A 24,638-nucleotide genomic window follows, 5' to 3' on the forward strand; every position below is an offset into this window, starting at 1 on the left:
AAGCGATATGTTCGATAAAACGGTGTGGCCTTACCCCGGTTCGCGTTGGTGGAAGTTCGATTTCCACACCCACACGCCAGCGTCGAAGGACACTGATCCCTGGCAACGCGCCATCGGTACGCCCGACGCACTCACGCCCGAGCGGTGGCTTCTCAAGTTCATGGCTGCTGAGATCGACTGCGTGGCGGTGACCGACCACAACAGCGCCGCGTGGATCGACCCGCTCAAGGCCGCCTACGCGCAAATGAAGGCGCGAGCCGACGCAGGCAACCCGCCGGCGGGCTTTCGGGAGCTGACGATCTTTCCGGGGGTCGAGATTTCCGCCAACGGTGGGGTGCACGTGCTGGCGATCTTTGATCCGTCAGCCACGACGAGCGATATCGACAGTCTGTTGGGAGCGGTCGAATACGAAGGCAGCAAAGGCGACAGCGATGGGGAGACGCGCAAATCGGTCGCCGCTGTCATCGCCAAGATCATCGAACGGGGTGGCATTCCCATTCCGGCCCATGCCGATGCCGAAAAAGGCCTGTTGCGCGTCAACCCCGGCACCCGGCAATGCGCGTTGTCGACCAACACCGTCAGGCAAGCACTGGAGGTGGAGGAGCTACTGGCGGTCGAATGGTGCGATCTGGCCCACCCCTATCCCCAGGCCATGGAGAGACTCGCCGAACCGTTGGCGCGGGTGCTCGGCAGCGACTGCCACAACTTCCAGGGCGCGAATGTGCCGGGCAGCCGCTACACCTGGGTCAAGATGGCTCGCCCGACGCTGGAGGGGTTGCGGCTGGCGCTGCTGGATGGCAACGGGGTGTCGATTCGGCGCAGTGACGAGGGGCCTTTCGAACCGTTCAAGACGCCCGCACATCTCCTTCGCCGCATCGAGGTCGAGAACGCCAAGGCGATGGGCAATGGCCGGGCGGCGATCATCGAGCTGTCGCCCTATTTCAATGCCATCGTCGGCGGGCGTGGGACGGGTAAATCGACGCTGGTGCATGCGCTTCGGCTCGCTACCCGGCGCGAAGACGAGCTTCAGGCCCTGCCCAAAGACAGCGAGCCACGCGAGCGCTTCGAAGCGTTTCGCCAGATCGCCCGGGGGCGCGACGACAAGGGCGCGCTGCGGCCCACCACTGCGATTCGGGTGGAGTGGCAGCACGAGGACAAGCACTTGCGTCTGTGCTGGGGCAACGAGGGCAAAGACCTCGAGGTGCAAGAGTGGCGCGACGGGCAGTGGCAGCCTTCTTCGAGCCAGCTCGTGCACGCTGGGCGTTTTCCGATCCGCATCTTCTCGCAAGGACAAATCGCCGCAATGGCCGGGGGCGGACGGCAGGCGCTGCTCAAGATCATCGATGAGGCGGCAGGCGTTGCGCCGTTGAAACAGGCCTTCGAGGAAGCCCGGCGCACATTCTTCGCCCAGCGCGCGCGCTTGCGCGAGATTGACGGCAAGCTCGCGACGCTGCCGGAGGTCGAGCGGCAATTGCAGGAGCTGGAGACCAAGCTCAAAGCGCTGGCGCAAGCCGATCATGCCGCGGTGTTGCAGGCCTATGCCCGTACTCAGCAGCAAGGCCGTGCGGTGGAGGAAACCCTCACCCAGTTGCGCGAGGTTGCGCAAAGGCTGCACCGAACCGCCGAAGAACTGTTGCTCGACGACTGGCTGCCACAGCACTTCACCGAGGCGGAGGCCGACCTCTTGGCCTGGCGGGCCGACGCGGATGCCGTATTGGCAGGCACCCGGCAGCGCTTGCTGGATGAGGCTGCAAAGCTGGACGCGGAGATTGCACGCCTGAAGGGTGATGCGAGGCTGATCGCCTGGAGGGAGCGTGCAGAAGCCGCGCGACGGGCGCACACCGATTTGCAGGCGCAACTGACCGCCCAAGGCGTGGCCGACCCACAGGCCTTCGCGCGGCTCACCCAACAGCGCCAGCAGTTGGAGGGGCAGCACAAAGCGCTCAAGCAATTGCAGGTGGATCGGCAAAGCTTGCAGCAGCAGATCGAACAGCAGCACTCTCTCATCGAGCAGCGGCGCGCGGCGATCTGTGCGCGGCGTAACGAGTTTTTGCGCCAGACCCTGGCGAACAACGACTTTGTCCGGATCGAGCTGGTGCCCTACGGCTTCGACGCGCAGGTCATCGAGGAGAGTCTGCGTGCGTTGATCGATGTCCCGGATGAGCGATTCAGTGACGATATCCTGCGTCGCGATGAGAACGGGCATCCGCAGGGGGGGCTCGCCTTGGATCTGGCGCGGGCCGAGGACAAGCCGACGATGATCGCCAAGGTGCGTCAGCGGCTGCTTGAGGCAGATGGGGCGTTTCACGGCAAGTTCCGCAATTACCTGGCCAAGCGCTGGGAAAAACCGGAACTCGCCGATCACGTGCTGGTATGGTTCCCCGAAGACGATCTGCGCATCGAATACCGGCGCGAGAACAAATGGGAGTCGATCAGCGAGGGCTCCCAAGGGCAACGGTCGGCCGCATTGCTGGCGTTCCTGCTGGCCTTCGGCGAAGAACCCATCGTGCTTGACCAGCCAGAGGACGATCTGGATAACCACCTCATCTACGACCTGATCGTGCGCCAGATCCGCGAAAACAAGCTGCGTCGGCAGCTCATCGTCGTCACCCACAATCCGAACGTCGTGGTCAATGCTGACGCCGAACTGGTGCACGTGATGGAGTTTGGCCGCGGCCAGTGCTTCGTTCAGCAAAGCGGCGCTTTGCAGGACAAGGCCGTGCGCGAGGAGGTCTGCCGGGTGATGGAAGGCGGTCGTGAAGCGTTTACCCGTCGCTGGAGACGTCTGGGCAAGGAGGTGTGAAGTGCTCGACACACGATCGGAACTGCTCGAAAAAATCCGCCTGGGCGAAGACAGCTTTTTCGAGCTCAAGGAAGTGAAGTTCGCGGGCGGAAAAGTCCGAGGCCCTTCGCAAGAAGACTTAGCCGACGAGTTGGCGGCTTTTGCCAATAGCGCAGGGGGCGTGCTGTTACTCGGTGTCGAGAACAAATCGCGCACGGTGTTGGGCATCCCGGTCGAGCAACTGGATGCCGTCGAAGCCCTGGTGCGGCAGGCCTGCGAGGACTCGGTGAAGCCGGCCTTGGCCCCCATCATCGAGCGCATGACATTGCCCGATTTGTCCGGTATCGAGCAGCCTGTCATTCGGGTGGCGGTGGCGCGCAGTCTCTTTGTGCATCAGAGCCCGGGCGGCTATTTGCATCGGGTGGGCTCATCGAAGCGCCCGATGCCGCCCGATCACTTGGCACGATTGTTTCAGCAACGCAGCCAGTCACGCTTGATCCGCTTCGACGAAACACCGGTGCCGCGTGCGACGCTCTCCGAGCTGGATGAGAGTTTGTGGCGGCGTTTCGCGCCCGCTCAAAGTGCAGACGCGCCGGAAGTTCTGATGGCCAAGCTGGCGATGGCAGCGCAGGACGACCAAGACGTCTGGCGCCCAACGGTGGCGGGCCTGCTGATGGGCAGCCGCCACCCGGAGCGTCACCTGCCCGGCGCCATCGTGCAGGCGGTGGCCTATGCGGGCACGGACGTGGTGCCAACCGGCGAGGGGGCGTACCAACGGGACGCACAAGACATCACAGGCCCGCTCGATGAGCAGATACGCGCCACCTGTGCCTTCGTGCGCAAGAACATGCAGGTAGCCGCCTACAAGCGTGCCGAGGGTGGCCGGGTGGATGTGCCGCAGTTTGACATGACGGCTGTGTTCGAGGCCGTCACCAACGCCGTGGCCCATCGCGACTACTCGATGGCAGGCAGCAAGGTGCGGTTGCGTCTGTTTGACGACCGGCTGGAGTTGTATTCGCCGGGGATGTTGCCCAACACGATGACGCCGGAGAGCCTGCCTTACCGTCAGGCGGCGCGCAACGAAGCGCTGACCAGCCTTCTGGCACGCTGTCCGACTGGTGATGACGAGCTCGCGAACCATCGCAGTCATATCATGGACAAGCGCGGCGAGGGGGTATCGATCATCCTGTCGAGAAGCGAGCGACTTTCTGGAAAGCGCCCTGAATACCACCTAAACGATGACAGCGAGCTGGTGTTGACGATTTTTGCCGCTCGCGTGGAGCAAGCTGTATGAGTTTCAAACCCTGGCGTGAAATCGCCGTTCCGCACGAAGACGTGCTCAAAGGCACGTTCCAGCAAGCCGAGTTCGCGGCGGACCTGTCGCGCGTGCACGCGGGCACGGCAAACGAGGAGTATCAAAACCCCGTGCACTTTTTTCAGCGCACTTACATCACCGAGGGCATGCGTTTGTTGCTGGACTCGGTGGTCCGGCGTATGACGGGCAAGGGCGGCGACCCGGTGATCCAGCTCCAGACCGCTTTTGGCGGCGGCAAGACGCACACCATGCTGGCCGTGTATCACCTGGCCAAAGGCGAGGTGCCCATCAGTGAGTTGCAGGGAGTTGCGGCGATCCTGGACGTTGCAGGGGTGACGGAGCTGCCCAAGGCCAGGGTTGCGGTGCTCGACGGGATCAAGGCTTCGCCCAACCAGCCTACCGTCCGTGAGGGGCATGTGATCCGCACGCTCTGGGGTGATCTGGCGTGGCAGTTGGGCGGTGCGGAAGGTTACGCCTTGGTGGCCGATGCGGATGCGTCGGGCACGTCACCCGGCAAGGCGGTGCTGGAGACATTGCTGGCGCGCTCCGCTCCGTGCGTGATCCTGATCGACGAGCTGGTTGCCTACGTGCGGCAGTTCGAGGAGGGCAAGACGCTCAGCGGGGGGACGTTCGACTCCAACCTCTCGTTCGTGCAGGCGCTCACCGAAGCCCTGAAGGCCGTGCCCACGGCGGTGCTGCTGGCGTCGCTGCCGGAGTCGGATAAGGAAGCGGGCAGCCAGCGCGGCGTGCGGGCGCTCGAGGCGTTGGCGCACTATTTCGGCCGCGTGCAAGCGCTGTGGAAGCCGGTGGCCACCGAAGAGGCTTTCGAAATTGTGCGGCGGCGCTTGTTTACACACATCAACGACAAACTGGCCATGGAGGCGGTTTGCCGGGCGTATGCGGACTTTTATGCCGTCCACCGCAACGACTTCCCGGTCGAGACGCAGGAGAGCCGCTATTTTGAGCGGCTGTTGCACGCTTACCCGATCCACCCGGAGGTGTTCGACCGGCTGTATGAGGATTGGTCGACGCTGGAGAACTTCCAGCGCACCCGCGGGGTGCTCAAGCTGATGGCCAAGGTGATCCACCGGCTGTGGAAAGACGGCAACAACGACCCGCTGATCATGCCGGGGAGTCTGCCACTGTATGACGCTGACGTGCGCAACGAAGCGATCTACTACCTGCCGCCGGGGTGGGACCCCGTGATCGAGCGCGACGTGGACGGCGAGCGCGCCGAAACCTGGGCGATCGAGAATACGGATGCCCGCTTGGGCAGCGTGCACGCCTGCCGGCGAACGGCGCGCACGATCTTTTTGGGTAGCGCCCCCGCCACCTCCAATCAGTTGGTGCGCGGACTGGAGCTGGAGCGCGTGCTCTTGGGGGCTGCGCTGCCCAGCCACCCGGTGGGCATCTTCAGAGACGCCCTGACACGATTACGGGATCGGCTGCATTACCTGAACCATGCCAACAACCGCTTTTGGCTGGACACGCGCCCCAATCTGCGGCGCGAGATGGAGGAACGCAAGCGCCGTTATCAAGACCGAGAGGACGTATATCCCACGATCCGGGAGCGCTTGCAGCGCAGCTTTGCCAGCGGCGTGTTCGGCGGCATCCATGTTTTTACCGAAAGCGGCGATGTACCCGACGACTGGGCATTGCGGCTGGTGGTCCTGCCGCCCGATGCGCCCTTCAGCAAAAGCGGCCAGAGTTTGGCGCAGGAGCGCGCCACGGAGATCTTGAAGAAACGTGGCGACCAACCCCGCTTCAAGCAAAATCGCCTGATCTTCGTGGCGGCGGACCACGACAGCATCAGTCGTCTGAAAGACCACGTGCGCTCGTACCTCGCCTGGCGCAGCATCGTCGCCGACTACAAGGACAACCGCATCGTCCTTGACAACCTGATGGCCAAGCAGGCGAGCGCCAGTCTCGAGCAGGCCGAGGAGACCGTGCGCCGCATGATCCGAGAGGCCTACCGGTGGTTGCTGGCACCGATGCAGGAAGCGCGTCCGGGCAAGGGCTTATCCGAGGTAATCTGGGAGTACTTTCCCCTCAATGCAGGTGCGCAAAACTGGTCGCAGGAAATCGAACGCGTGCTCAAGGAGAACGAGCTGCTCATCACCGAATGGGCACCCATCCACCTGCGCCGTGTTCTGACGGAATGGTTCTGGCGGGAAGATGTCAAGGAGGTGTCGGCGCTGACGGTGTGGCAGCAGACCTGCCAGCAGCTCTATCTGCCGCGTTTGCGGGACGATACCGTGTTTCAGTCGACGCTGGCGGCGGGTGCCGAAAGCCGCGACTTCTTTGGCTTCGCGCAGGGAAAGGAGGACGGCCGCTACGTTGGGTTCAGCTACGGCAAGCGGTACTCGCCGATTCTGGACTCGTCACTGCTTTTGATCGAGCCAGCCGCTGCGGCGGCCTACGCGGAACAACAGCGGGCGGCAGAGGAGGCCGCCCGAGGGGGCGGCTTGGACGGCGGCGCGGGGGGCACGGCAAGCGTGCCCACAGGTGGTAGCCCCTCTTACGCAGGTGACTCCGCGAGTGGTGCCTACACCGTGGGTGGGACGCCTGTCGGGCAGGCAGTCATGCGGCAGTTTTACGGCACGATCGAGCTGGACCCGATCCAGGCGAAGAAGCAGTTTGCGGATGTGGTTGACGAGGTCGTCCAGGCGTTTACCGTACGACCCGGTGTGAAGGTGAAAATTGCCATCGAAATCCAGGCGGAGTCGGCCACGGGTTTTGACGAGGGGCTGCAACGCACAGTGAGGGAAAACTGCACCGTGTTGCGGTTCAAGAATTTCGAATTCGAGTCATGACAAGTCGGGGGCGGGCAGGTCGACGCCTCGCCACAGCTTGTCGACCGTTTCGAGTACCCTGTTCAATCCTGCTGACTCATCCGCCGCGATCACCCGCCGCTGCGGAATCGAGCGCAGCCAGGTGAGCTGGCGCTTGGCGAGTTGCCGTGTGGCGGCGGCGCCCCGTTCGGCCAGTTGCGCGCGCTCGGCGGCGGTGAGCGTTTCGCGCCCCTGGGCGGCTGCGGCGTCCAGCGCTTCCCACGTCTGGCGGTAGCCGACGCAGCGCATCGAGGGCAGGGCGGCGTGCAGGTCGCCGCGCGCGCGCAGCGTGCGCACCTCGTCGACGAGGCCCGCGTCGAGCATCTGCACGAAGCGCTCGCCGATGCGCCGATGCAGCCACGTGCGGTCGCGCGGCTCCAGCGACAGCAGCACGCCGGGCAGTGCGCCGATACGCAGCGGTGCGCCGTGATCATCGGGGTCGTGGCGGCCCGCCGGATCGGCGCCGTGGTGGGGGGAGCCGCGCGGTGTGCTGGCCGTCGTGTCGCTGGCGCAGTCCGTGTTCGGCTCACCGTCCGCATCGCCCGTTTGGCGCGGAATGCCGGCGTCGGCCCGATCAGCGGATGAACGCGCCCAGCGCCGCTGCAGCGTCGACAGCGGCGTGCCGGTGGCGCGCCAGACTTCCAGCGCGCGGCCGATGCGCTGGGCGTCGTTGGGCGGCAGGCGCGCGGCGGTCACCGGATCCACCCGGGCGAGCTCCGCGTGCAGCGCGGGCCAGCCGCGCGCGCGGGCTTCGGCCTCGATGGCGGCGCGCAGCGCGGGTTGCGCCGGCGGCAGGTCGTCCAGCCCGTCGAACAGGGCTTTGAAATACAGCATCGTGCCCCCCACCAGCAGCGGCCAGCGCCCGCGCGCCCGGATGTTGTGGATGAGCCGCTGCGCGTCGGCGACGAATTCGGCCGCGCTGTACGCATCGCGCGGGTCGCGGATGTCGATCAGGTGGTGCGGCACGGTGGCCCGCTCGGCGGCGGTGGGCTTGGCGGTGCCGATGTCCATGCCGCGGTAGACGAGGGCGGAGTCGACGCTGATGATCTCCACCGGCCAGCGCGCGGCGATGGCCAGCGCGGCGGCGGTTTTGCCGCTCGCGGTGGGGCCGGCGATGGCCAGCCAGGCCGCCGGCGTTTCGGGCGGCAGGACGGGGGGCGGGGCACTCATGGGCCCGGGATTATCGCGTCGCCGCGGGTTGGGGCTGTGTGCGCACTTCCCCGTGGCGCTGCACGAGGATCCAGGCCACCGCCGCGATCGCCACCGCCCAGAACCACAGGCCGTTGGTCAGCGGATACACCCCCGCATCTGGCCCGGTGGACATCGTCAGGCCCAGCCACGTGCCCATGCCAAAGGCGGTGAGCATCATGATGAAACCCGCGAGCGCCGAGGCGGCGCCGGCTGCTTGCGGAAACGGCGAGACGGCACCGCTTTGGCCGCAGGGCTGGTGCACGCCGTGCGCGAGGATGAACAGGTAGTACGGCCCCATGATCGTCCACGTGCCGTGCCAGCCCAGGTGCGCGAGCAGCCCGCACAGCGTGCCGCCGGCGAGCGTAAAACCGGCCGCGATGGCCACGGTGCGGCGCACCCCGACGCGCGGGATGAGCCGCCGGCACAGGATGGTGCCCGCGATGTAGACTAGCGACATCGACAACATCAGCAGCCCGTACTGCGTCTTGGTCAAGCCCAGCACGGTGATGAAGACGAACGACGACGTCGCCAGAAAGGTGAACAGCCCGCCGTAGGAGGTGGCCGCCAGCAGCGCCCACGCCCAGAAGGTGGGGTGGCGCGCGATGCGCGACCAGATGGTGAGCATCTCGCGCGGCTGCAGCGCGCGCGGGTTGCGGGCGGGCAGGGTTTCGCGAAAGCGCAACGCCACCAGCGCCAGCGCCACGGCGGAGAACACCGCCAGCGCCGCCAGCGTGACGCGCCAGCCAAAGTGTTCGGTGAGCCAGCCGCCCAGCGGCCCGCTGATGCAGGCAAAAATCCCCAGGCCGCTGAGCCCTTTGGACATCATGCGCGCACCCTCCACCGGCTGGTAGAGGTCGCGCACGATCGCGCGCGCGCCCATCACGGCCGCGCCCATCGCGGCACCCTGCACGATGCGCCAGAGGATGAGCTGCTCGATACTGGCGGCCAGCGCGTTACCGATGGAGGCGAGCGTGTACGCCGCGAGGCCCGCCAGCAGCACGGGGCGGCGGCCGTAGCGGTCCGACACCGGCCCCCAGACGAGCTGCGCCGCGCCGAACGACAGCAGCAGTGCCGTCAGCGTCGCCTGCACCTTGGCCATCGGCGCGTCGAACGCCGCGGTGATCGCGGGCAGCGCCGGCAGGTACAGGTCGGTGGCCAGCGGCTGCACCCCGAGCAGCAGCGACAGAAAGACGACCACCCAACCGGGCGGCATCGGAGCGGCGGGGGCGGGCGAGGCGGCTTGCATGGTTATGAATAGTAACAGTGAGGCTGCCAGGGGGCGACGGGGTGACGCGATCAGCGCCCGCGCAAGAACAGCGCATCCAGCTCCCGCAGCGTCAGCTGCCGCCACGTGGGGCGGCCGTGGTTGCACTGGTCGCTGCGCTCGGTGGCTTCCATCTGCCGCAGCAGCGCGTTCATCTCGTCGAGCGTCAGGCGCCGGTTGGCGCGCACCGCGCCGTGGCAGGCCATCGTCGCCAGCAGTTCATTGCGCGCGCGCTCCAGGACGCGCGTGCCGCCGTGCTGGTCCAGCTCCGCCAGCACCGAGCGCGCCAGCGCGACCGCGTCGGCGTGCGCGAGCAACACCGGCACGGCCCGAACCGCCAGCGTCTGGGGCGACAGCGGCGCCACCTCCAGCCCCAGGCGCAGCAGGGCCTCGCCACAGCGCTCGGCGGTGGCCACTTCCAGCGGCGTGGCCGCAAACGTCGCCGGGATGAGCAGCGGCTGGCTGGGCATGGCGCCGCCATCACCGAGCCGGTCGAACTGCGCCTTGAGGCGCTCGTAGACGATGCGCTCGTGCGCGGCGTGCATATCGACCAGCACCAGGCCGTGGGCGTTTTCCGCGAGGATATAGATGCCGTGCAGTTGCGCGAGCGCCCGCCCGAGCGGCCACGCGTCCGGCGACGCTTCGCCGGGGGGGGTGACGGTGTCGGTCGTGGGTGGGCCCCCATCGCCAGGGGCGGTCGCCGTGGACGGCTGGGTCACCGCGTGGGGTGCCGATGCGCCCCCGTCCGGCGGCGCGGACGGGTCGGTGAGTGGGCTGGCGTGCGGGCCGGTCTGCGGTACCGGGTAAACCGCCGCCTCGCCCCCCCCAAGCGCAGCCGGGGGCTCGGGCCAGCCGGCCCAGCGTGGCCACGGCGTCGGCTCGCGCACGCTCAGTGGCAGACTGGCGTGGCCGCGGTAGCGGGTGGTGTCCCAGCGGGTGGGGTCTGACGGTGTGGCGGTGTGGCCTTCGGGGGCGGCCGCGGTCGCCGTGGTCGCCGTGGTCAGGCCGCCGCTCGCCGTCGCCGAAAGTGGGGCTGCGCCGGCGGCCGCGCTGCGCGGGGCGGCCAGCGCCGCCTCCACCGCGCGCTGCACGGCCTGGTGCACGGCACCGCTGTCGCGAAAGCGCACCTCGATCTTGGTCGGGTGGACGTTGACGTCGACCGCGTGCGGGTCGATCGTCAGGAACAGCACATACGCCGGCTGGCGCTGGCCGTGCAGCACGTCTTCGTAAGCGCTGCGCACCGCGTGGGTGACGACCTTGTCGCGCACGTAGCGGCCGTTGACGTAGGCGAACTGCCGGTCGGTGCGGCTGCGCGCCATGTCCGGCCGGCCGACGAGGCCGTGCACGCGCAGCGGGCCCGCGCTCGCGTCCACGGCGATTCCCGCGGCGACGAAATCGCCGTCCAGCGCGTCGGCGATGCGCCGCTGCCAGGCAAGGGTCGGGTCCAGGTCGGTGCACGCGCGCCACTGCTGAACCAGCCGGCCGTCGTGCCAAATGGCAAACCCGACGTCCGGCCGCGCCAGCGCGTGGCGGCGGACGGCCTCAATGCAGTGCGCGAGTTCGGTCGCGTCGCTCTTGAGAAATTTGCGCCGCGCGGGGGTGGCGTAGAAGAGCTCGCGCACCTCCACCGTCGTGCCGGGGGGACGGGCGGCGGGTTGCAGCTCGCCGGTGCGCGCATCCAGCCGCCACGCGTGCCCGGCCGGGTCGTCCGCGGGCCGCGACAGCAGCGCCAGCTCGGCGATGGAGGCGATGGCGGCCAGCGCCTCGCCGCGAAAACCCATGGTCTGCACCGCCTCCAGCTCGGCGAGGTCGCGGATCTTGCTGGTGGCGTGGCGCTGCACGGCCACCGGCAGCTCGTCACGCGGGATGCCGCAGCCGTCGTCCTCCACGGCGATCAGGCGCACACCGCCGCCCACGAGCCGCACCGTGATCTGGCGCGCGCCGGCGTCCAGCGCGTTGTCGACCAGCTCGCGCACCACGGAGGCGGGGCGCTCGACCACCTCGCCGGCGGCGATCTGACTGATCAACTCGTCCGGCAGGGGCCGGATCGGGCGTCGGGCCGATGGAGCCGTGGGGGTGGCGGGGGAAGGCACGCTCATCGCCGCTGATTCTAGAGGGTGGGGGTCGATCAGGGATGTCGGACGCCAGTCCACACCACATCGCCGCAGATGCCTCCCGCGCACAACCGCACCGCCGTCGTGGGCATGAAACGGTGGGTCGTGTCCCCGCAAGTGGTGTAAGAGGCGCCGGATGCGATCTCGGTTTTTCCGTTCGGGCGAGGCACCCGAAGGGGGGGGGTGGCTCCGGCACGAGATTGTCTTGAATCGCCCGCATCCATCACGCAAGCAGGGCGCGGTGCGGGAACACAAATCGTGTCAGAACGATAGCCACTCAGGTCGCGCGGTTGCGCGCAAGGGGCGGGTTGCGTTCGAAATAGCGCTGGATACCGCGCGCCAGTGCCTCGGCCATGCGGGCCTGGAACGCCGGGTCGCGCAGCCGCCGCTCCTCGTCCGGGTTGCTGATGAACGCTGTTTCCACCAGCACGCTCGGGATGTCGGGCGCGCGCAGCACCGCGAAGCCCGCCTGCTCGACGCGGGGTTTGTGCAGGTCGCCAACGCGGTCGAGCTCGCGCAGCAGCGTGGCGCCGAGCGAGAGGCTGTCGTTGATCTGCGCGGTCATGCTCATGTCGAGCAGTGCACGCTGCACGGCGGTGTCCTTGACTGCGACGGGCAGGCCGCCGACGCGGTCCGCGGCGTTTTCCTGGTTGGCCAGCCAGCGCGCGGCGGCGCTCGACGCCCCGCGCGGGCTGAGCGCGTAGACGCTCGCCCCGCGCGGACGCGGCGAGAAGAAGGCGTCGGCGTGGATGCTGACGAACAGGTCCGCCTGCACGCGGCGGGCTTTCTGTACCCGCACGTGCAGCGGGACGAAGTAGTCGTCATCGCGCGTCATGAAGACGCGCACCGGGTTGCCGTTGATGCGGGTACCGTCGAGCCGGTCGCGCAGCCGGCGCGCGATGGCCAGCACGACGTCCTTCTCGCGCGTGCCCTCTGGGCCGATCGCGCCCGGGTCCTCGCCACCGTGGCCGGGGTCGAGCGCGACGATGATGAGCCGTTCGGCCGCGGGGCGGCGGGCGGCGGTGGGCGACGCACCGGGCGCCGTCGCGCTGCGTGCCGTGCCGTCGGCGGGGGGAGCCGGCCGGGACGGTGGGGCACCGCGCGCCGGTGCCTCGGTCATCTCGCGCTGCAGCCGGCGCTCGATCAGCTCGGCGATCGGGTCGTGGGCCGGTGCGCCACCCGGTGGCGGCGGCGAAGTCGGCTGGCCCGCGAGGTGGCGGGCGATCAGTTCCTCCAGCGGGTCGGGAGGCGTCAGCGGGTATAGGTCCAGCACCAGCCGGTGCTGGTAAGCCGCCACGGGGTCGAGCTGAAAGACCTGGGGCCCGACCGGCTGCTTCAGGTCGAGCACGAGCCGGACCGTCTCGGCGTTGTAGAGCCCGACGCGCACCCGCTCGACGAACGGGTCATCGGGCTGCACGCGCCGCACCAGTTCCTGCAGGCTGGGCAGCAGGTCCGCGCCGCGGATGTCCACCGCGAGGCGGGGCGGGTCAGCGACGTACACCGGTGTGGCTTGCAGCGCGGTGTCCGATTCGATCGTGACCCGGGTGTAGTCGCGCGCGGGCCACACCCGCACGCCGAGCACGCGCGCCGCCCACACGGGCCACGCCAAGCCGCCGGCACCGAGCGCCAGCAGCAGCGCGCGCCATCCGCGCAGCGCCTGCCGGCGACCGGGGTCCCGCGGGGCCGTCATGCCAGCGCCGCCAGCAGTTGCGCGCCGCGCGCGGTTGGGGCGGCGACGACGATGCGGCGGGCGTCGTCGCCATCGTGCAGGAAGTGCAGGTCGAGGTCGGCCATTGGCAGCAGGGTGGCGGCCTTTTCGGGCCACTCGACGAGCTTGAGCCCGGGGGTGGCGAACAGTTCCCGCAGGCCCGCGTCCTCCCACTCGCGTGGGTCGTCGAAGCGGTACAGGTCCGCGTGCCACGCCGGCAGGGGCGCGCCGGCCCGCGCCGCCGTCGCAGGCAGCTCGTACGGCTCGACGAGCGCGTAGGTGGGGCTCTTGATGCGGCCCGTCACGCCCAGCGCGCGCAACAGGTGGCGCACGAAGGTGGTCTTGCCCGCCCCCAGGTTACCGCGCAGCGTCAGCAGCGCGTCGGCGAGCGCGGGCTGCGCGCCCATGGCCTGCGCCAGCTGCTGCGCCAGGCGCGCGGTGTCATCCTCGGTGACCGCTGTCCAGGTCAGCGCGGGAGCGTTCGCGGCAGATGCAGAGACGGACATCGCTTTTTACAATCGGCACGCATGCAAATGATGGCTCTGACGAGGGCTCGGACGGGGTCTGCATGACCGCCGTGCCCCCCAATGCCCCGGACCCTCAAAGGGTGTCCGGGTCTGTGGCAGCCCCCGCTGCGCTCAGCGTTGGCATGGCGACCGCCGCACCGACCCCGCCGCGGGCCGCCGGGGCCGGCGGCGCTATCGCAGCTAAAGTTCCGGGGACACCGCCCACCACCGCATCCCACATTCCGCTGCTCGACCGCATCCGGGCGTGGGCGCGCGATCTGGGATTTTCTCAGATCGGCGTCAGCGGCGTCGATCTGGCGTCGGCCGAGCCGGGGCTGCTCGCGTGGCTCGCGGCGGGTTTTCACGGGCAGATGGACTACATGGCGCGGCACGGGCTGCGCCGGGCACGCCCCGCGGAGCTCGTGCCGGGGACGGTGAGTGTCATCACGGTGCGGATGGACTATCTGCCGCGTAACGCGCCGCCGGACTGGCGCGCGCGCGAGTGGGCGCGGCTGGGCGATCCGCACGCGGCCACCGTGTCGCTCTACGCCCGCGGGCGGGACTACCACAAGGTGCTGCGCCAGCGCCTGCAGCGGCTGGCGGAGCGCATCGACGCGGCGCTGCGGGCCGAAGACCCCGCCGGGCCGCCGCTGGGCTACCGGGTCTTCACCGATTCCGCGCCGGTGCTGGAGGTGGAGCTGGCCGCGCGTGCCGGGCTGGGCTGGCGCGGCAAGCACACGCTGCTGCTGCAGCGCGACGCGGGGTCGATGTTCTTTCTGGGCGAGATCTACGTCGACCGGGCGTTGCCGCCGACACCGCCAGCGCCGGCGCACTGCGGCCGCTGCCGCGCGTGTCTGGACGTCTGTCCGACGCAGGCGATCGTCGCGCCGTACCGGCTGGACGCGCGGCGCTGCATCTCGTACCTGACGATCGAGCACGACGGGCCGATTCCGCCGGCGCTGCGGCGCGCGATCGGCAACCGCATCTACGGCTGCGACGACTGCCAGCTCGTCTGTCCGTGGAACAAGTACGCCCGGCGCAGCGCGCTGTCCGATTTCGACGTGCGCGCGCCGTTTGCGGCGCCGCGGCTGCTGGCGCTGTGGGCGTGGGACGAGGCCGATTTTTTGCGGCACACCGAGGGCAGCGCGATCCGGCGCATCGGTTACGGGCGCTGGCGCCGCAACCTCGCGGTGGCGCTGGGTAACGCGCGCGCCGCCGCCCGCGACAGCGGGGACACCGCCGCGGCGGCCGCGATCGCGGCGGCGCTGGCGCCCGCACGAGACGACCCCGCGACGCCGCCGCTCGTGCGCGAGCACGTCGCGTGGGCGCTGGAAGCACCGTAAGATCACGGCATGTCCGCTCCACCGCTGCCCACCCGCGACCGCCTGTCGGCCTGGGCCCAGCGCTGGGCGCACTGGGGTGCGCTGCTGCGGCTGACCGGCCGTGTGCTCGCGTGGGCGTGCATGCGCGCCACGTACACCGGACCGCGCTGGCAGGCGCTGGCCCACCAGCTCGTCGCGGCCGCCGCGCCCACCGTCTGGTGGTACGCGGTGTTGTCCACACTGTTCGGTCAGGTGCTGATCCGCATCGTCGTCGTCACCGCGGTCGGCTATGGCCTCACGCCCTATGCGGTGGAGATGGTCGTGCGGGTGCTGGTGCTGGAGCTGATCCCGCTGTCGGCCGCGCTGTTCGTGCTGATGCGCGTGACGGTGGGCCACGGCCAGGTCCTGAGGCGCTGGCGCGGGGACGGCACATTCGACGCGCTGCAGCGTGCGGGGCAGGATCCGTTGCGTGAGCTGGCCGTGCCGCGGGTGCTGGCCGCGGTGCTCGTGACGCTGCTGCTGGTGCTGCTGAGCGCCGCGGTGGCGCTGGTGCTGGCCTACCTCAACCTGTACGGCTTCACCCCGTGGGCCCTGCCGGGCTACACGCGCGCCGTCGGCCACATCTTCGACCCGGCGGTCACGCTGATCTTCGTGCTCAAGACGCTGGGCTTTGCACTGGCGGTGTCGGTCGTGCCGCTCGCCGCGGCGTTCGAGGCGACGCCGGCAGGCGACTTGCGGGCGCTGGTGCGCACAACCGCGGTGCTGCTGGCGGTCGAGCTGCTGTCCCTGATCGGCAACTATTATTGAGCCCGTATGCGCGACGATCCCGCCCTTCCCCCGACCGGCACCGAACCGGCGGACGCCACCCCGGCGGCGCCGGCGGTGGAGCGCCGTGCCCGGGCGCTGCTGGTGCTGCTGGCGGCGTTGTTGCTGGGCGCCGCGGGCTACCTGCTGTACGCGCGCGGCGTGTTCGAGTCGACCCAGACGCTCGTGCTCGTCACCGACGACGCGGAAGGGGTGACCGTCGGGATGGACCTGACGTTTTCCGGCTTTCCGATCGGGCGCGTGCGGCGCATCGAACTGGCGCCCGACGGCGCGGTGCGCATCGTCGTCGATGTCGCGCGGCGTGACGCGCACTGGCTGCGTGAGGGCAGCGTGTTCACGATGGAGCGGGGGATCGTCGGCGGCACACGGCTGCGGGCTTACACGGGCGTGCTGGAGGGGCCGTTGCTACCCGACGGCGCCGAGCGTCGTGTGCTGCGGGGTGACGCGCTGGCGGACCTGCCGCGGGCCGTCAACACCGCGCGCGAGCTGCTGGAGCAGTTGCGCGCGATGACCGACAACGACGCGCCGCTCAACGTTAGCCTGCGCGAGCTGCGCGCGCTGCTGGCGAAGGCCAACGGCGAGGCGGGCGTGCTTGGCGTCGTGATGGGCAGCGACGCGGATCGCGCCCGCGTCACCGCGGCGCTGGACGACACCCGCCGGCTGCTTCAGCAGGCGACGGCGGCCGCCCAGCGCGTCGAAGCCCTCGTGCAGCGCGCGGACGAGCGGGTGCTGGGCCCGCAGGGCCTCGCCGACGAGGTGCAGGCGACGGTGCAGCAGGCGCGCGAGTTGCTCGTTGGCCTGCGCGGCACGCTGCAGCGCGTCGACGCGGTGTTGGTCGAAGCCCACGGTATCGCCGCGAACACCCGCGCGGCGACGACGGACCTCGACGCCCTGCGGGCCGAGGTGGAGGCGACGCTGCAGCGCGTCGACGGCATGATCGTCGATATCCAGCGCCGCTGGCCGTTCGTACGCGAGAGCGAGGTGCGCCTGCCATGACGACGAGGGGTCTTCGGGGAAGCCGCCTTGCCGCCGCGCTGCTCATCGGTGCCGTGGTGGCGGCATTGGCCGGGTGTGCGGGCACATCCGCACCGGCGTGGCGCATCGAAACCCGCAACCGGGTCGAGCAGGCCACGGCGGCGGCGCTGACCGGGCGCACACGCGTGGCCGAGCAGCAGTGGCGGCTGGCGGCGCAGGCCGCGGCGGCGGCCGCTCAGGCCGACGTGCTGGCGCGCATCGCGCTGGCACGGTGTGCGGTGGAGACCGTCGTGTTGCGCGGGGAGGGATGTGCCGCAGCCGAGCCCTACCTTCCCGATGCGGGCGCGGCCGAGCGGGCCTACGCGGCTTATCTCGGCGTGCCGGACATCCCCGCGTCCGCCGGCGACGGGAGCGCGACCGCGGTTCACGAGGCGCTGCCCGTACCGCACCGGCCCATCGCGCGGCTGTTGGCCGAGGGCGCCCCGCCCGCGGCGCTCACGCCGGCGCTGGCCGCCATCGAGGATCCGTTGGCGCGCCTGGTCGCCGGCGCGGTTGCGTGGCGCGCGGGTCGGTTGGACGCTGAAGGGGTGGCGTTGCTGGTCGACACCGCGTCCGCCGAGGGGTGGCGGCAGCCGCTGGCGGTGTGGCTGGGGGTGCAGGCACGGCTGGCCGACGCGGCCGGCGATGTGGAGGGTGCGGCCCGCGCGCGGCGGCGGCTGCAGTGGGTGCTGGGCGAAACGGAAGCCGCCAGACCGGTACCCGCGTCGCCGTCGTCGCTGCCGCGCTGATCTGCCCGGCTGGTTTGCACGCCGACCCGAGGGGCTGCAACCGGTGCCGGTTTTGCGGCACAATCGCGCCACGGTACTTCGCCGTTTTTTCCGTTTTTGCACTTTTTTATGGCGTTTTTATGCGGGTGCGGCTCTGCGGCCGCCCACCGCGCGCCCTTACCCACCATGAAAACCAAATACCCCCTGCACAAGCGTTCCGCCCTGCGTCGTGGTGCCAATGGCGCCGACGCTGGCGCTGCCACCGTCGTGGCACTGGTCGACGAACGGTTTCTCGCCTGGCTCGCGGCCCAGGTGACCGGTAACGAGCGCGTGACCTTGCAGCGGGCGCCGCTGTCGGCGGTGATGGCGCATCTGGCGCGCCTGGCCGGTGCGGAAGCGCCGCTGTTGCGCACCGTGCTCTACAGCGACACCGCGCCGACCGAGTTGTTCGACGACCTCGTGCTGCGGCAGGTGCCGCGACACGCCACCGATGGCGGCCTGTCGCTGGTGCGCGCGATGGGGCAGGAGCTGGTGCAGCTCGCCCGCCACGGGGCGGCGTGGCTGCTCGTTGCCAGCGACGACGAGCGGCTCATCCCCTACATCGACGAGGCCCAGGCGCACGGGGCCCGGGTCGTGCTGGTGGCCGATGACGCGGTGCACGATTTCGCGCGGTTGGCCGCGGATGACCCGAGCTGGGCACGCCTGCTGATGCAGGCCGACCGCCGCGTGGCGATGCCCGTGGCGGCTTGGAACGCGCTCACCACCCCCGGCACGCCGTATGGCGGGTTACGCACCAGCGGCACGGAGGCGGAGGAGGGCGAGGGCGCCGCAACCTTTGGCCCGGCAGTGCCGCGCGAGCCCGCCGCCGAGCCCGACGAGGCCTGGCGCGCACAGGTGGCGCGCATCATCGAATCGTGGTGGGCCGAGGCGTCCGAGGACGAGCGGCTCGACCTCGCCGACGCGATGCGCGACCAGCGCGGTGTGCCGCCCGAGACCGACCGTCGTATCCTGATGCAGGTCCGGCGTGAACTGGGCCGCAACCTGAGCTTCCCGGAAAAACGCCTGATGCGCGAGATGGTGCGCGCCACCGTGCTCGGCGAGGCGGCGGACACGGTGCCCCCGGCTTCGGTCGAGGTCGACTGAGCGGCGATGACCGACGCGCCGCGGACACCGGGCGTGTCCGACCCCGAACCGTGTGGGTCGGGCCCGTCGGGCGAGCCCCCGCCGCCCGCCCGGTTGGGCGAAGCGCTGGCTGCGTGGTTTCAGACCCCGCCCGGTCGCTACCTGCTCGACTGGGAGCGCGAGCGCTACGCGGCGGCCGTGGCCGACGCGTTCGGCTACCACGCCCTGCAGCTCGGGCTGCCGCAGCTCGACGCGCTCGCGGGCAACCGCATGCCGCATCGCTGGCTCGCGCTGCCGGAGGCTCCCGTGGCCGGCAACGGCAACGGGGAGGGAGTAGGGGGCGTGGGAGCGGACGGCGAAGCCGGCAGGCCGCGCGCCGTCGACCTCGTGACGCACGCGGCGGCGCTGCCGTTTCCGGCGGCGAGCCTCGACCTCGTGCTGTTGCCGCACACGCTGGAGCTCAGCGCCGACCCGCATGCGGTGCTGCGTGAGGTGGAGCGCGTGCTGGTGCCCAACGGCCGCGTCATCGTGACCGGCCTCAATCCGGCGAGCCTGTGGGGGCTGCGGCAGTTCCGCGCACGCGCGGCCCAACGCCTGGGGCTTGGGCGAACCCGCTGCGCGCGCCTGTACCTGCCGGAGGCGGGCGCCTTCATCGGGCCGTGGCGCCTGCGCGACTGGCTGCGGCTGCTGAGCTTCGAGGTCGCGGCAACCGAACACGGCTGCTACCGCCCGGCGGTCGTCACCGAACGCTGGCTGCAGCGCACCGCGTGGATGGACCGGTTGGGCGCGCGCTGGTGGCCGATGCTGGGCGCGGTCTATTTCATCGTCGCGGTCAAGCGCGTGCGCGGGCTGCACCTGCTCGGTCCCGCGTGGCGGCCGACGCGCGCGGCGGCGGCACCGGCCGTCGTCGCCCGCCGCGACCGCGATCGCTCGACCATATGACGGACGTCACGATCTATACCGACGGGGCCTGCAAGGGCAACCCCGGCCCGGGCGGCTGGGGGGCGCTGCTGCGCGCCGGCGAGGCGGAAAAGGAGCTCTGGGGCGGCGAGCGCGAGACGACCAACAACCGCATGGAGCTCACCGCCGTCATCGAGGCGCTCGCAGCGCTCAAGCGCCCGTGCCGCGTTCGGCTCTACCTCGACAGCGAGTACGTGCGCAAGGGCATCACCGAATGGCTGCCGAACTGGAAGCGGCGCGGTTGGAAGACCGCCGCCGGCCAGCCGGTGAAAAACGCGGACCTGTGGCGGCGGCTGGACGAGCTGGTGCAGGGCCGTGGCCACCAGATCGAGTGGCACTGGGTGCGCGGCCACGCGGGCGACCCCGGCAACGAACGCGCGGACGCGCTCGCCAACCGCGGTGTGCCGCGCTGAGCGGGCTTGTCCCACCGTTTACACGCCCGCAACGTCGCTGGGCTACAGTCGGGGCTTCGCCTGACATTCGGGGAGATGTCCATGCCGTCGCGCGCACGACCGATCGCCGTCGTTGCCATCGTCCTGCTGGTGGGGCTGGCCGCTGCCGCCTGGTGGTGGCAGCGTCGGGGCCCCGCCGCCCCGTCCGAACCGCCGCGTGCGGGTGCTCCCGCGGCCGGTGGCCCCGGTGCGGCGGGTGCGGCGCCGCAGCCGGGCGGGGCTCCCGGCCGCCCCGGGGGGGCGGGGCCCGGTGGCGGACCCGGCGGACGGGGCGGACCGCCCGCGGTGGAGGTCGCCACCGTGCGCACCGCCTCGATCGTCGAGGAAGCCCAGGCGGTCGGCACGCTCAACGCGCGCCAGCGCGTCGCCGTGCGACCGGAGGTTGCTGGCCGCATCGTCGCGATCGGGTTTGCCGACGGCGCCCCGGTGCGCAAGGGGCAGTTGCTGTTCCAGCTCGACGACACGCTGCAGCGCGCGGAACTGGCGCAGGCCGAGGCGCAGCTCGCCGTGCAGCGGGCCAACCTGCGCCGCAACGAAGAGCTGGTGGCGCAGGGTTTTGTCGCCCAGCGTGTGCTGGACGAGAGCCGCGCCGCGGTGCAGGTGGCCGAGGCCCAGGTGGCGCTGGCGCAGGCGCGCCTGCAGCGCATGCGGCTGCTCGCGCCGTTCGATGCCGTCGCGGGCATCCGCAGCGTCCACGTCGGCGAGTACGTCAAGGACGGCACGGAACTCGTGCACCTGGAAGACACGTCGCGACTGGTGGTGGACTTTCGCCTGCCGGAGCGGCTGCAGCCGCGGGTGCGCCTGGGCCAAGTGTTGCAGCTGACGGCCGATGCACGGCCTGAGGCGCCGCTGCGCGCGCGCGTCGTCGCGATCGACCCGGCGCTGGACGCCGACGGGCGCGCGCTCATCGTGCGCGCGCAGCTCGAGGCGGGCCAGCCCGGCCTGCAGCCCGGCATGTTCGTGCGCGTGGCGCTGACGCTGGGCCGTGACGACGCGGCCCTGCTGGTGCCGGAAGAGGCCATCGTGCCCCAGGGGCAACAGTTCTGGGTCTGGCGCGTGCGGCCCGCCGCCGATGGCAACCCCGCGCAGGCCGAGCGCGTGGCGGTGCGGCTGGGGCTGCGCCGCGACGGCGAGGTGCAGGTGCTGCAGGGGCTGCAGGCAGGGGACACCATCGTCGTGGCCGGGCAGCAGCGGTTGCAAAAGGACGGCACCCCGGTACGCGTGCTCGACCCCGCGCAAGGTGGTCGGCCACCGACCGCTCAGCCGGGCGCCGCGGCGTCCTGATCCGCGACGACGCCAACGGAGCCTGCGATGCAACTGCCCGAAATCAGCATCCGCCGCCCGGTCTTCGCCACGGTGCTGTCGCTGCTCATCGTGCTCATCGGCTGGGTGTCGTTCCAGAACCTGTCGGTGCGCGAATACCCGAAGATCGACGAGCCCGTCGTCACGGTCTCGACGCGCCTGGCCGGTGCTTCCAGCGAGGTGATCGAGTCCACCGTCACCAAGGTGCTGGAGGATTCGCTCGCCGGCATCGAGGGGGTGGATGTCATCACCTCGATCAGCCGGCCGGAGCAAAGCCAGATCAGCGTGCGCTTCCGGCTCGAGCGCGACCCCGATGCGGCGGCCGCCGAGGTGCGCGACAAGGTCGCGCGCGTGCGTGCCCGCCTGCCGCAGTCGGTCGACGAGCCCGTCGTGGCCAAGGTGGAGGCCGACGCCTTTCCGGTCATCTGGATCGCGCTGTCGTCCGACCGCTACTCGCCGCTGGAGCTGACGGATCTGGCCAACCGCATCGCCAAGCCGGTGCTGCAGACGGCCACCGGCGTGGCCGAGGTGCGCATTTATGGCGAGCGGCGTTTCGCGATGCGCATCCGCCCGGATCCGGACCGCCTCGCGGCCTACGGGCTGACGGTGCAGGACGTCGAGGACGCGCTGCGCCGCGCCAACCTGGAGGTGCCGGCCGGCCGCGTCGAGAGCCGTCAGCGCGAATTCAACGTCACCGCGGCGACCGACCTGCGCACGGCGCGCGAGTTCGCCGACATCACGATCCGCACCGTCGGCGGGCTGCCGGTGCGCATCGGTGACGTGGCCGAGGTCGTGCAGGGCGCGGCCGACGAGCGCACTTCTGTACGGCTCAACGGCCGCGACACGGTGTCGCTGGGCGTGATCCGCCAGGCGACGGCCAACCCGCTGGAGCTCTCCGCCAGTGTGCGTGGCTTGCTGGAACGCGTGCAGCGCGACTTGCCCCCTGGCATCGACGTGCAGGTGGCCAACGACAACTCGGTCTTCATCGACCGCTCGATCCGCGCGGTCTACCAGACGATTCTGGAAGCCGTGGTGCTGGTGACGCTGGTCATCGTGCTCTTTTTGCGCACCGTGCGCGCCTCCATCATCCCGCTGGTGACGATTCCTGTCAGCCTCATCGGGGCGTTCGCGCTGATGGCGCTGTTCGGGTTTTCCATCAACACGCTGACGCTGCTGGCGCTGGTGCTGGCCATCGGGTTGGTGGTGGACGACGCCATCGTCGTGCTGGAGAACATCCACCGTCACATCGAGGAGGGGATGACGCCGCTGGCCGCCGCCATCAAGGGCTCGCGCGAGATCGCGTTTGCGGTCGTCGCGATGACGCTGACGCTCGCCGCGGTGTATGCGCCGCTGGCGCTGACCCCCGGGCGCACCGGCCGCCTGTTCGCGGAGTTCGCCCTGGCGCTCGCCGGCGCGGTGCTGGTGTCGGGGTTCGTCGCGCTGACGCTCTCCCCGATGATGTGCGCCAAGCTGCTGCGGCACCAGGCGCGGCCTGGCTGGTTCGACCGCACGATGGAGCGTGCGCTGCAGGCGCTCACGCGCGGCTACGCGCGCGCGTTGGACGTGGCGCTGCGCTGGCGCTGGGCGGTGGTGGGGCTGATGCTCGCCAGCGCCGCGGCGAGCTGGTGGCTGCTGCGCACGACCAAGCAGGAACTCGCCCCGCTGGAGGACCGCGGCGTCATCCTCAACGTCGTCAACGCCCCGGACGGGGCCACCGCCGCCTACACGTCCCGTTATGCGGCGATGATCGAGCGCATCGGCGCTGAGTACCCGGAGTTCGACCGCATCTTTGCGCTGATCGGCAACCCCACGGTGTCGCAGGCGACGGTGTTCTTCCGCGCCAAGCCGTGGGAGGAACGTGAGCGCAGCACGCTCGAGTTGGCGCGCGAAATGGCACCGCGCATCGCCGCGCTGCCCGGCGTGACGGCGTTTCCGATCACGCCGCCGTCGCTGGGCCAGGGCTTTCGCGAGCGGCCGCTCAACTATGTCATCACGACCAGCGACAGCTACGCCAACCTCGCCCGCGTGGTGGCGGAGTTTCAGCGCCGCATGGCGCAGTACCCGGGCTTTTTGCAGGTGGACACCGACCTGCGCATGAACAAGCCCGAGCTGCGGCTGGAAGTGGATCGCGAGCGTGCGGCGGCGCTGGGCGTCAGTGTCGATGCCGTCGCGCGCACGGTCGAGACCATGCTGGGCGGCCGTGTCGTCGGGCGCTACAAGCGCGAGGGCGAACAGTACGACGTCATCGTGCAGACCGACGCGGCCCAGCGCAGCACCCCGCACGACATCGACCGCCTCTACGTGCGCGGCCGCAACAACGCGATGGTGCCGCTGTCGGCGGTCGTGCGCGTGCAGGAGGTGGTGGTGCCGCGCGAGCTCAACCACTTCGCGCAGCGGCGCAGCGCCTCCCTCACCGCCAACCTGGCACCGGACTTCGCACTGGGCGAGGCGCTGCGCGTGATGGACGAGATCGCGCGCGAGGTGCTGCCGGAGGGCTACACCACGGACCTCAACGGTTCCAGCCGCGAGTTCCGTGCCGCGTCCGGTTCGCTGGCGCTGGTGTTCGTGCTGGCCCTGGTGTTCATCTACCTGGTGCTGGCCGCGCAGTTCGAAAGCTTCGTCGACCCCTTCATCATCCTGCTGTCGGTGCCGTTGTCGATGCTGGGGGCGCTGGCCGCGCTCAAATTCAGCGGCGGCACGCTCAACGTCTTCAGCCAGATCGGCCTGGTGACGCTGGTGGGGCTGATCACCAAGCACGGCATCCTGATCGTCGAGTTCGCCAACCAGCTGCGCCAGCAGGGGCGCGCGCTGCACGACGCCGTGAGCGAAGCCGCGGCCCTGCGCCTGCGCCCGATCCTGATGACCACTGGCGCGATGGTGCTGGGGGCAATTCCACTCGCGCTGGCCAGCGGCGCCGGGGCCGAGAGCCGTCAGCAGATCGGCTGGGTGATCGTCGGTGGCATGAGCGTGGGCACGCTGCTGACGATCTTCGTCGTGCCGACGATGTACCTGCTGCTGGCGCGGCGGCGCATTCCGGGGCCGGATCGCACGGCCGTCGAGGTCGGGCAACCCGCGACGGCGAGCGGCCATTGATCTCCGCACCCGCGTGCACCGTCACGGAAGATCGTTCTGACGACCATTCGTGTGCCGCACGCTCGTGTTGCCCCAAAGCGCGTGCCCCCACGCGCGTTGCGGGCCGCCT

Annotated in this window: 17 protein-coding genes; 12 read left to right on the top strand and 5 right to left on the bottom strand. The window is 70.2% G+C overall.

Annotation, left to right across the window (positions count from 1 at the left end; genetic code table 11):
- The first annotated feature begins 7 nt into the window (after positions 1-7).
- Genes LCC91_RS03725 through LCC91_RS03735 form a run of 3 tightly spaced genes read left to right on the top strand, consistent with a single transcriptional unit; the run spans position 8 to position 6,910 of the window.
- Complete coding sequence (locus tag LCC91_RS03725) at positions 8-2,803, top strand: TrlF family AAA-like ATPase (RefSeq protein ID WP_043699935.1); 2,796 nt, start codon at positions 8-10, stop codon at positions 2,801-2,803.
- Between the two features lies 1 nt (position 2,804).
- The gene (locus LCC91_RS03730) at positions 2,805-4,076 is read left to right on the top strand and encodes an ATP-binding protein (protein ID WP_043699938.1); all 1,272 of its coding nucleotides are present in this window, start codon (positions 2,805-2,807) and stop codon (positions 4,074-4,076) included.
- Positions 4,073-6,910 (top strand): ATP-binding protein, encoded by a 2,838-nt coding sequence (locus LCC91_RS03735; RefSeq protein WP_043699941.1) that lies wholly within the window; start codon positions 4,073-4,075, stop codon positions 6,908-6,910. The genes LCC91_RS03730 and LCC91_RS03735 overlap by 4 nt, the downstream gene beginning before the upstream one ends.
- Here LCC91_RS03735 and miaA read toward each other — a convergent pair.
- From miaA to tsaE, 5 genes are all read right to left on the bottom strand, one after another.
- The gene (miaA, locus tag LCC91_RS03740) at positions 6,905-8,098 is read right to left on the bottom strand and encodes a tRNA (adenosine(37)-N6)-dimethylallyltransferase MiaA (protein ID WP_052231480.1); all 1,194 of its coding nucleotides are present in this window, start codon (positions 8,096-8,098) and stop codon (positions 6,905-6,907) included. The genes LCC91_RS03735 and miaA overlap by 6 nt on opposite strands.
- Positions 8,099-8,108: 10 nt before the next feature.
- Positions 8,109-9,365 (bottom strand): multidrug effflux MFS transporter, encoded by a 1,257-nt coding sequence (locus LCC91_RS03745; RefSeq protein ID WP_043699944.1) that lies wholly within the window; start codon positions 9,363-9,365, stop codon positions 8,109-8,111.
- Between the two features lie 50 nt (positions 9,366-9,415).
- A complete protein-coding gene (gene mutL / locus LCC91_RS03750; RefSeq protein WP_058616317.1) occupies positions 9,416-11,482 on the bottom strand; it encodes a DNA mismatch repair endonuclease MutL in 2,067 nt (688 codons plus the stop codon).
- Between the two features lie 292 nt (positions 11,483-11,774).
- Positions 11,775-13,187, bottom strand: a complete 1,413-nt coding sequence (locus LCC91_RS03755) for an N-acetylmuramoyl-L-alanine amidase (RefSeq protein ID WP_043699950.1) — start codon at positions 13,185-13,187, stop codon at positions 11,775-11,777.
- A complete protein-coding gene (gene tsaE / locus LCC91_RS03760) occupies positions 13,184-13,711 on the bottom strand; it encodes a tRNA (adenosine(37)-N6)-threonylcarbamoyltransferase complex ATPase subunit type 1 TsaE (protein WP_058616316.1) in 528 nt (175 codons plus the stop codon). Before tsaE ends, LCC91_RS03755 begins: the two co-directional genes overlap by 4 nt.
- 143 nt (positions 13,712-13,854) lie before the next feature.
- On the opposite strand from tsaE, the gene queG reads away from it, so the two are divergent.
- From queG to LCC91_RS03805, 9 genes are all read left to right on the top strand, one after another.
- A complete protein-coding gene (queG, locus tag LCC91_RS03765) occupies positions 13,855-15,054 on the top strand; it encodes a tRNA epoxyqueuosine(34) reductase QueG (protein WP_082007522.1) in 1,200 nt (399 codons plus the stop codon).
- 9 nt (positions 15,055-15,063) lie between these two features.
- Positions 15,064-15,840 carry an ABC transporter permease gene (locus LCC91_RS03770; RefSeq protein WP_043699955.1) on the top strand — a complete coding sequence of 259 codons (777 nt, stop codon included), beginning with the start codon at positions 15,064-15,066 and terminating at the stop codon, positions 15,838-15,840.
- A gap of 6 nt (positions 15,841-15,846) precedes the next feature.
- A complete protein-coding gene (locus LCC91_RS03775) occupies positions 15,847-16,854 on the top strand; it encodes an MlaD family protein (RefSeq protein ID WP_143897923.1) in 1,008 nt (335 codons plus the stop codon).
- Positions 16,851-17,621 carry a hypothetical protein gene (locus LCC91_RS03780; protein WP_143897921.1) on the top strand — a complete coding sequence of 257 codons (771 nt, stop codon included), beginning with the start codon at positions 16,851-16,853 and terminating at the stop codon, positions 17,619-17,621. The genes LCC91_RS03775 and LCC91_RS03780 overlap by 4 nt, the downstream gene beginning before the upstream one ends.
- Before the next feature lie 165 nt (positions 17,622-17,786).
- Positions 17,787-18,743, top strand: coding sequence for a hypothetical protein (locus LCC91_RS03785; RefSeq protein WP_043699959.1), 957 nt, complete (start codon positions 17,787-17,789; stop codon positions 18,741-18,743).
- Positions 18,744-18,848: 105 nt separating this feature from the next.
- Complete coding sequence (locus LCC91_RS03790; RefSeq protein WP_224441061.1) at positions 18,849-19,664, top strand: class I SAM-dependent methyltransferase; 816 nt, start codon at positions 18,849-18,851, stop codon at positions 19,662-19,664.
- Positions 19,661-20,095 (top strand): ribonuclease HI, encoded by a 435-nt coding sequence (gene rnhA, locus LCC91_RS03795; protein ID WP_043699961.1) that lies wholly within the window; start codon positions 19,661-19,663, stop codon positions 20,093-20,095. Before LCC91_RS03790 ends, rnhA begins: the two co-directional genes overlap by 4 nt.
- An 81-nt stretch (positions 20,096-20,176) precedes the next feature.
- On the top strand, positions 20,177-21,418 hold the full coding sequence (locus LCC91_RS03800) for an efflux RND transporter periplasmic adaptor subunit (protein ID WP_224441011.1): 1,242 nt from the start codon (positions 20,177-20,179) through the stop codon (positions 21,416-21,418).
- Between the two features lie 27 nt (positions 21,419-21,445).
- The gene (locus tag LCC91_RS03805; RefSeq protein WP_043699962.1) at positions 21,446-24,529 is read left to right on the top strand and encodes an efflux RND transporter permease subunit; all 3,084 of its coding nucleotides are present in this window, start codon (positions 21,446-21,448) and stop codon (positions 24,527-24,529) included.
- Positions 24,530-24,638: the final 109 nt, after the last annotated feature.

The sequence above is a fragment of the Tepidimonas taiwanensis genome (genome assembly GCF_020162115.1).
In the GTDB taxonomy this organism is placed as follows: Bacteria; Pseudomonadota; Gammaproteobacteria; order Burkholderiales; family Burkholderiaceae_C; genus Tepidimonas; species Tepidimonas taiwanensis.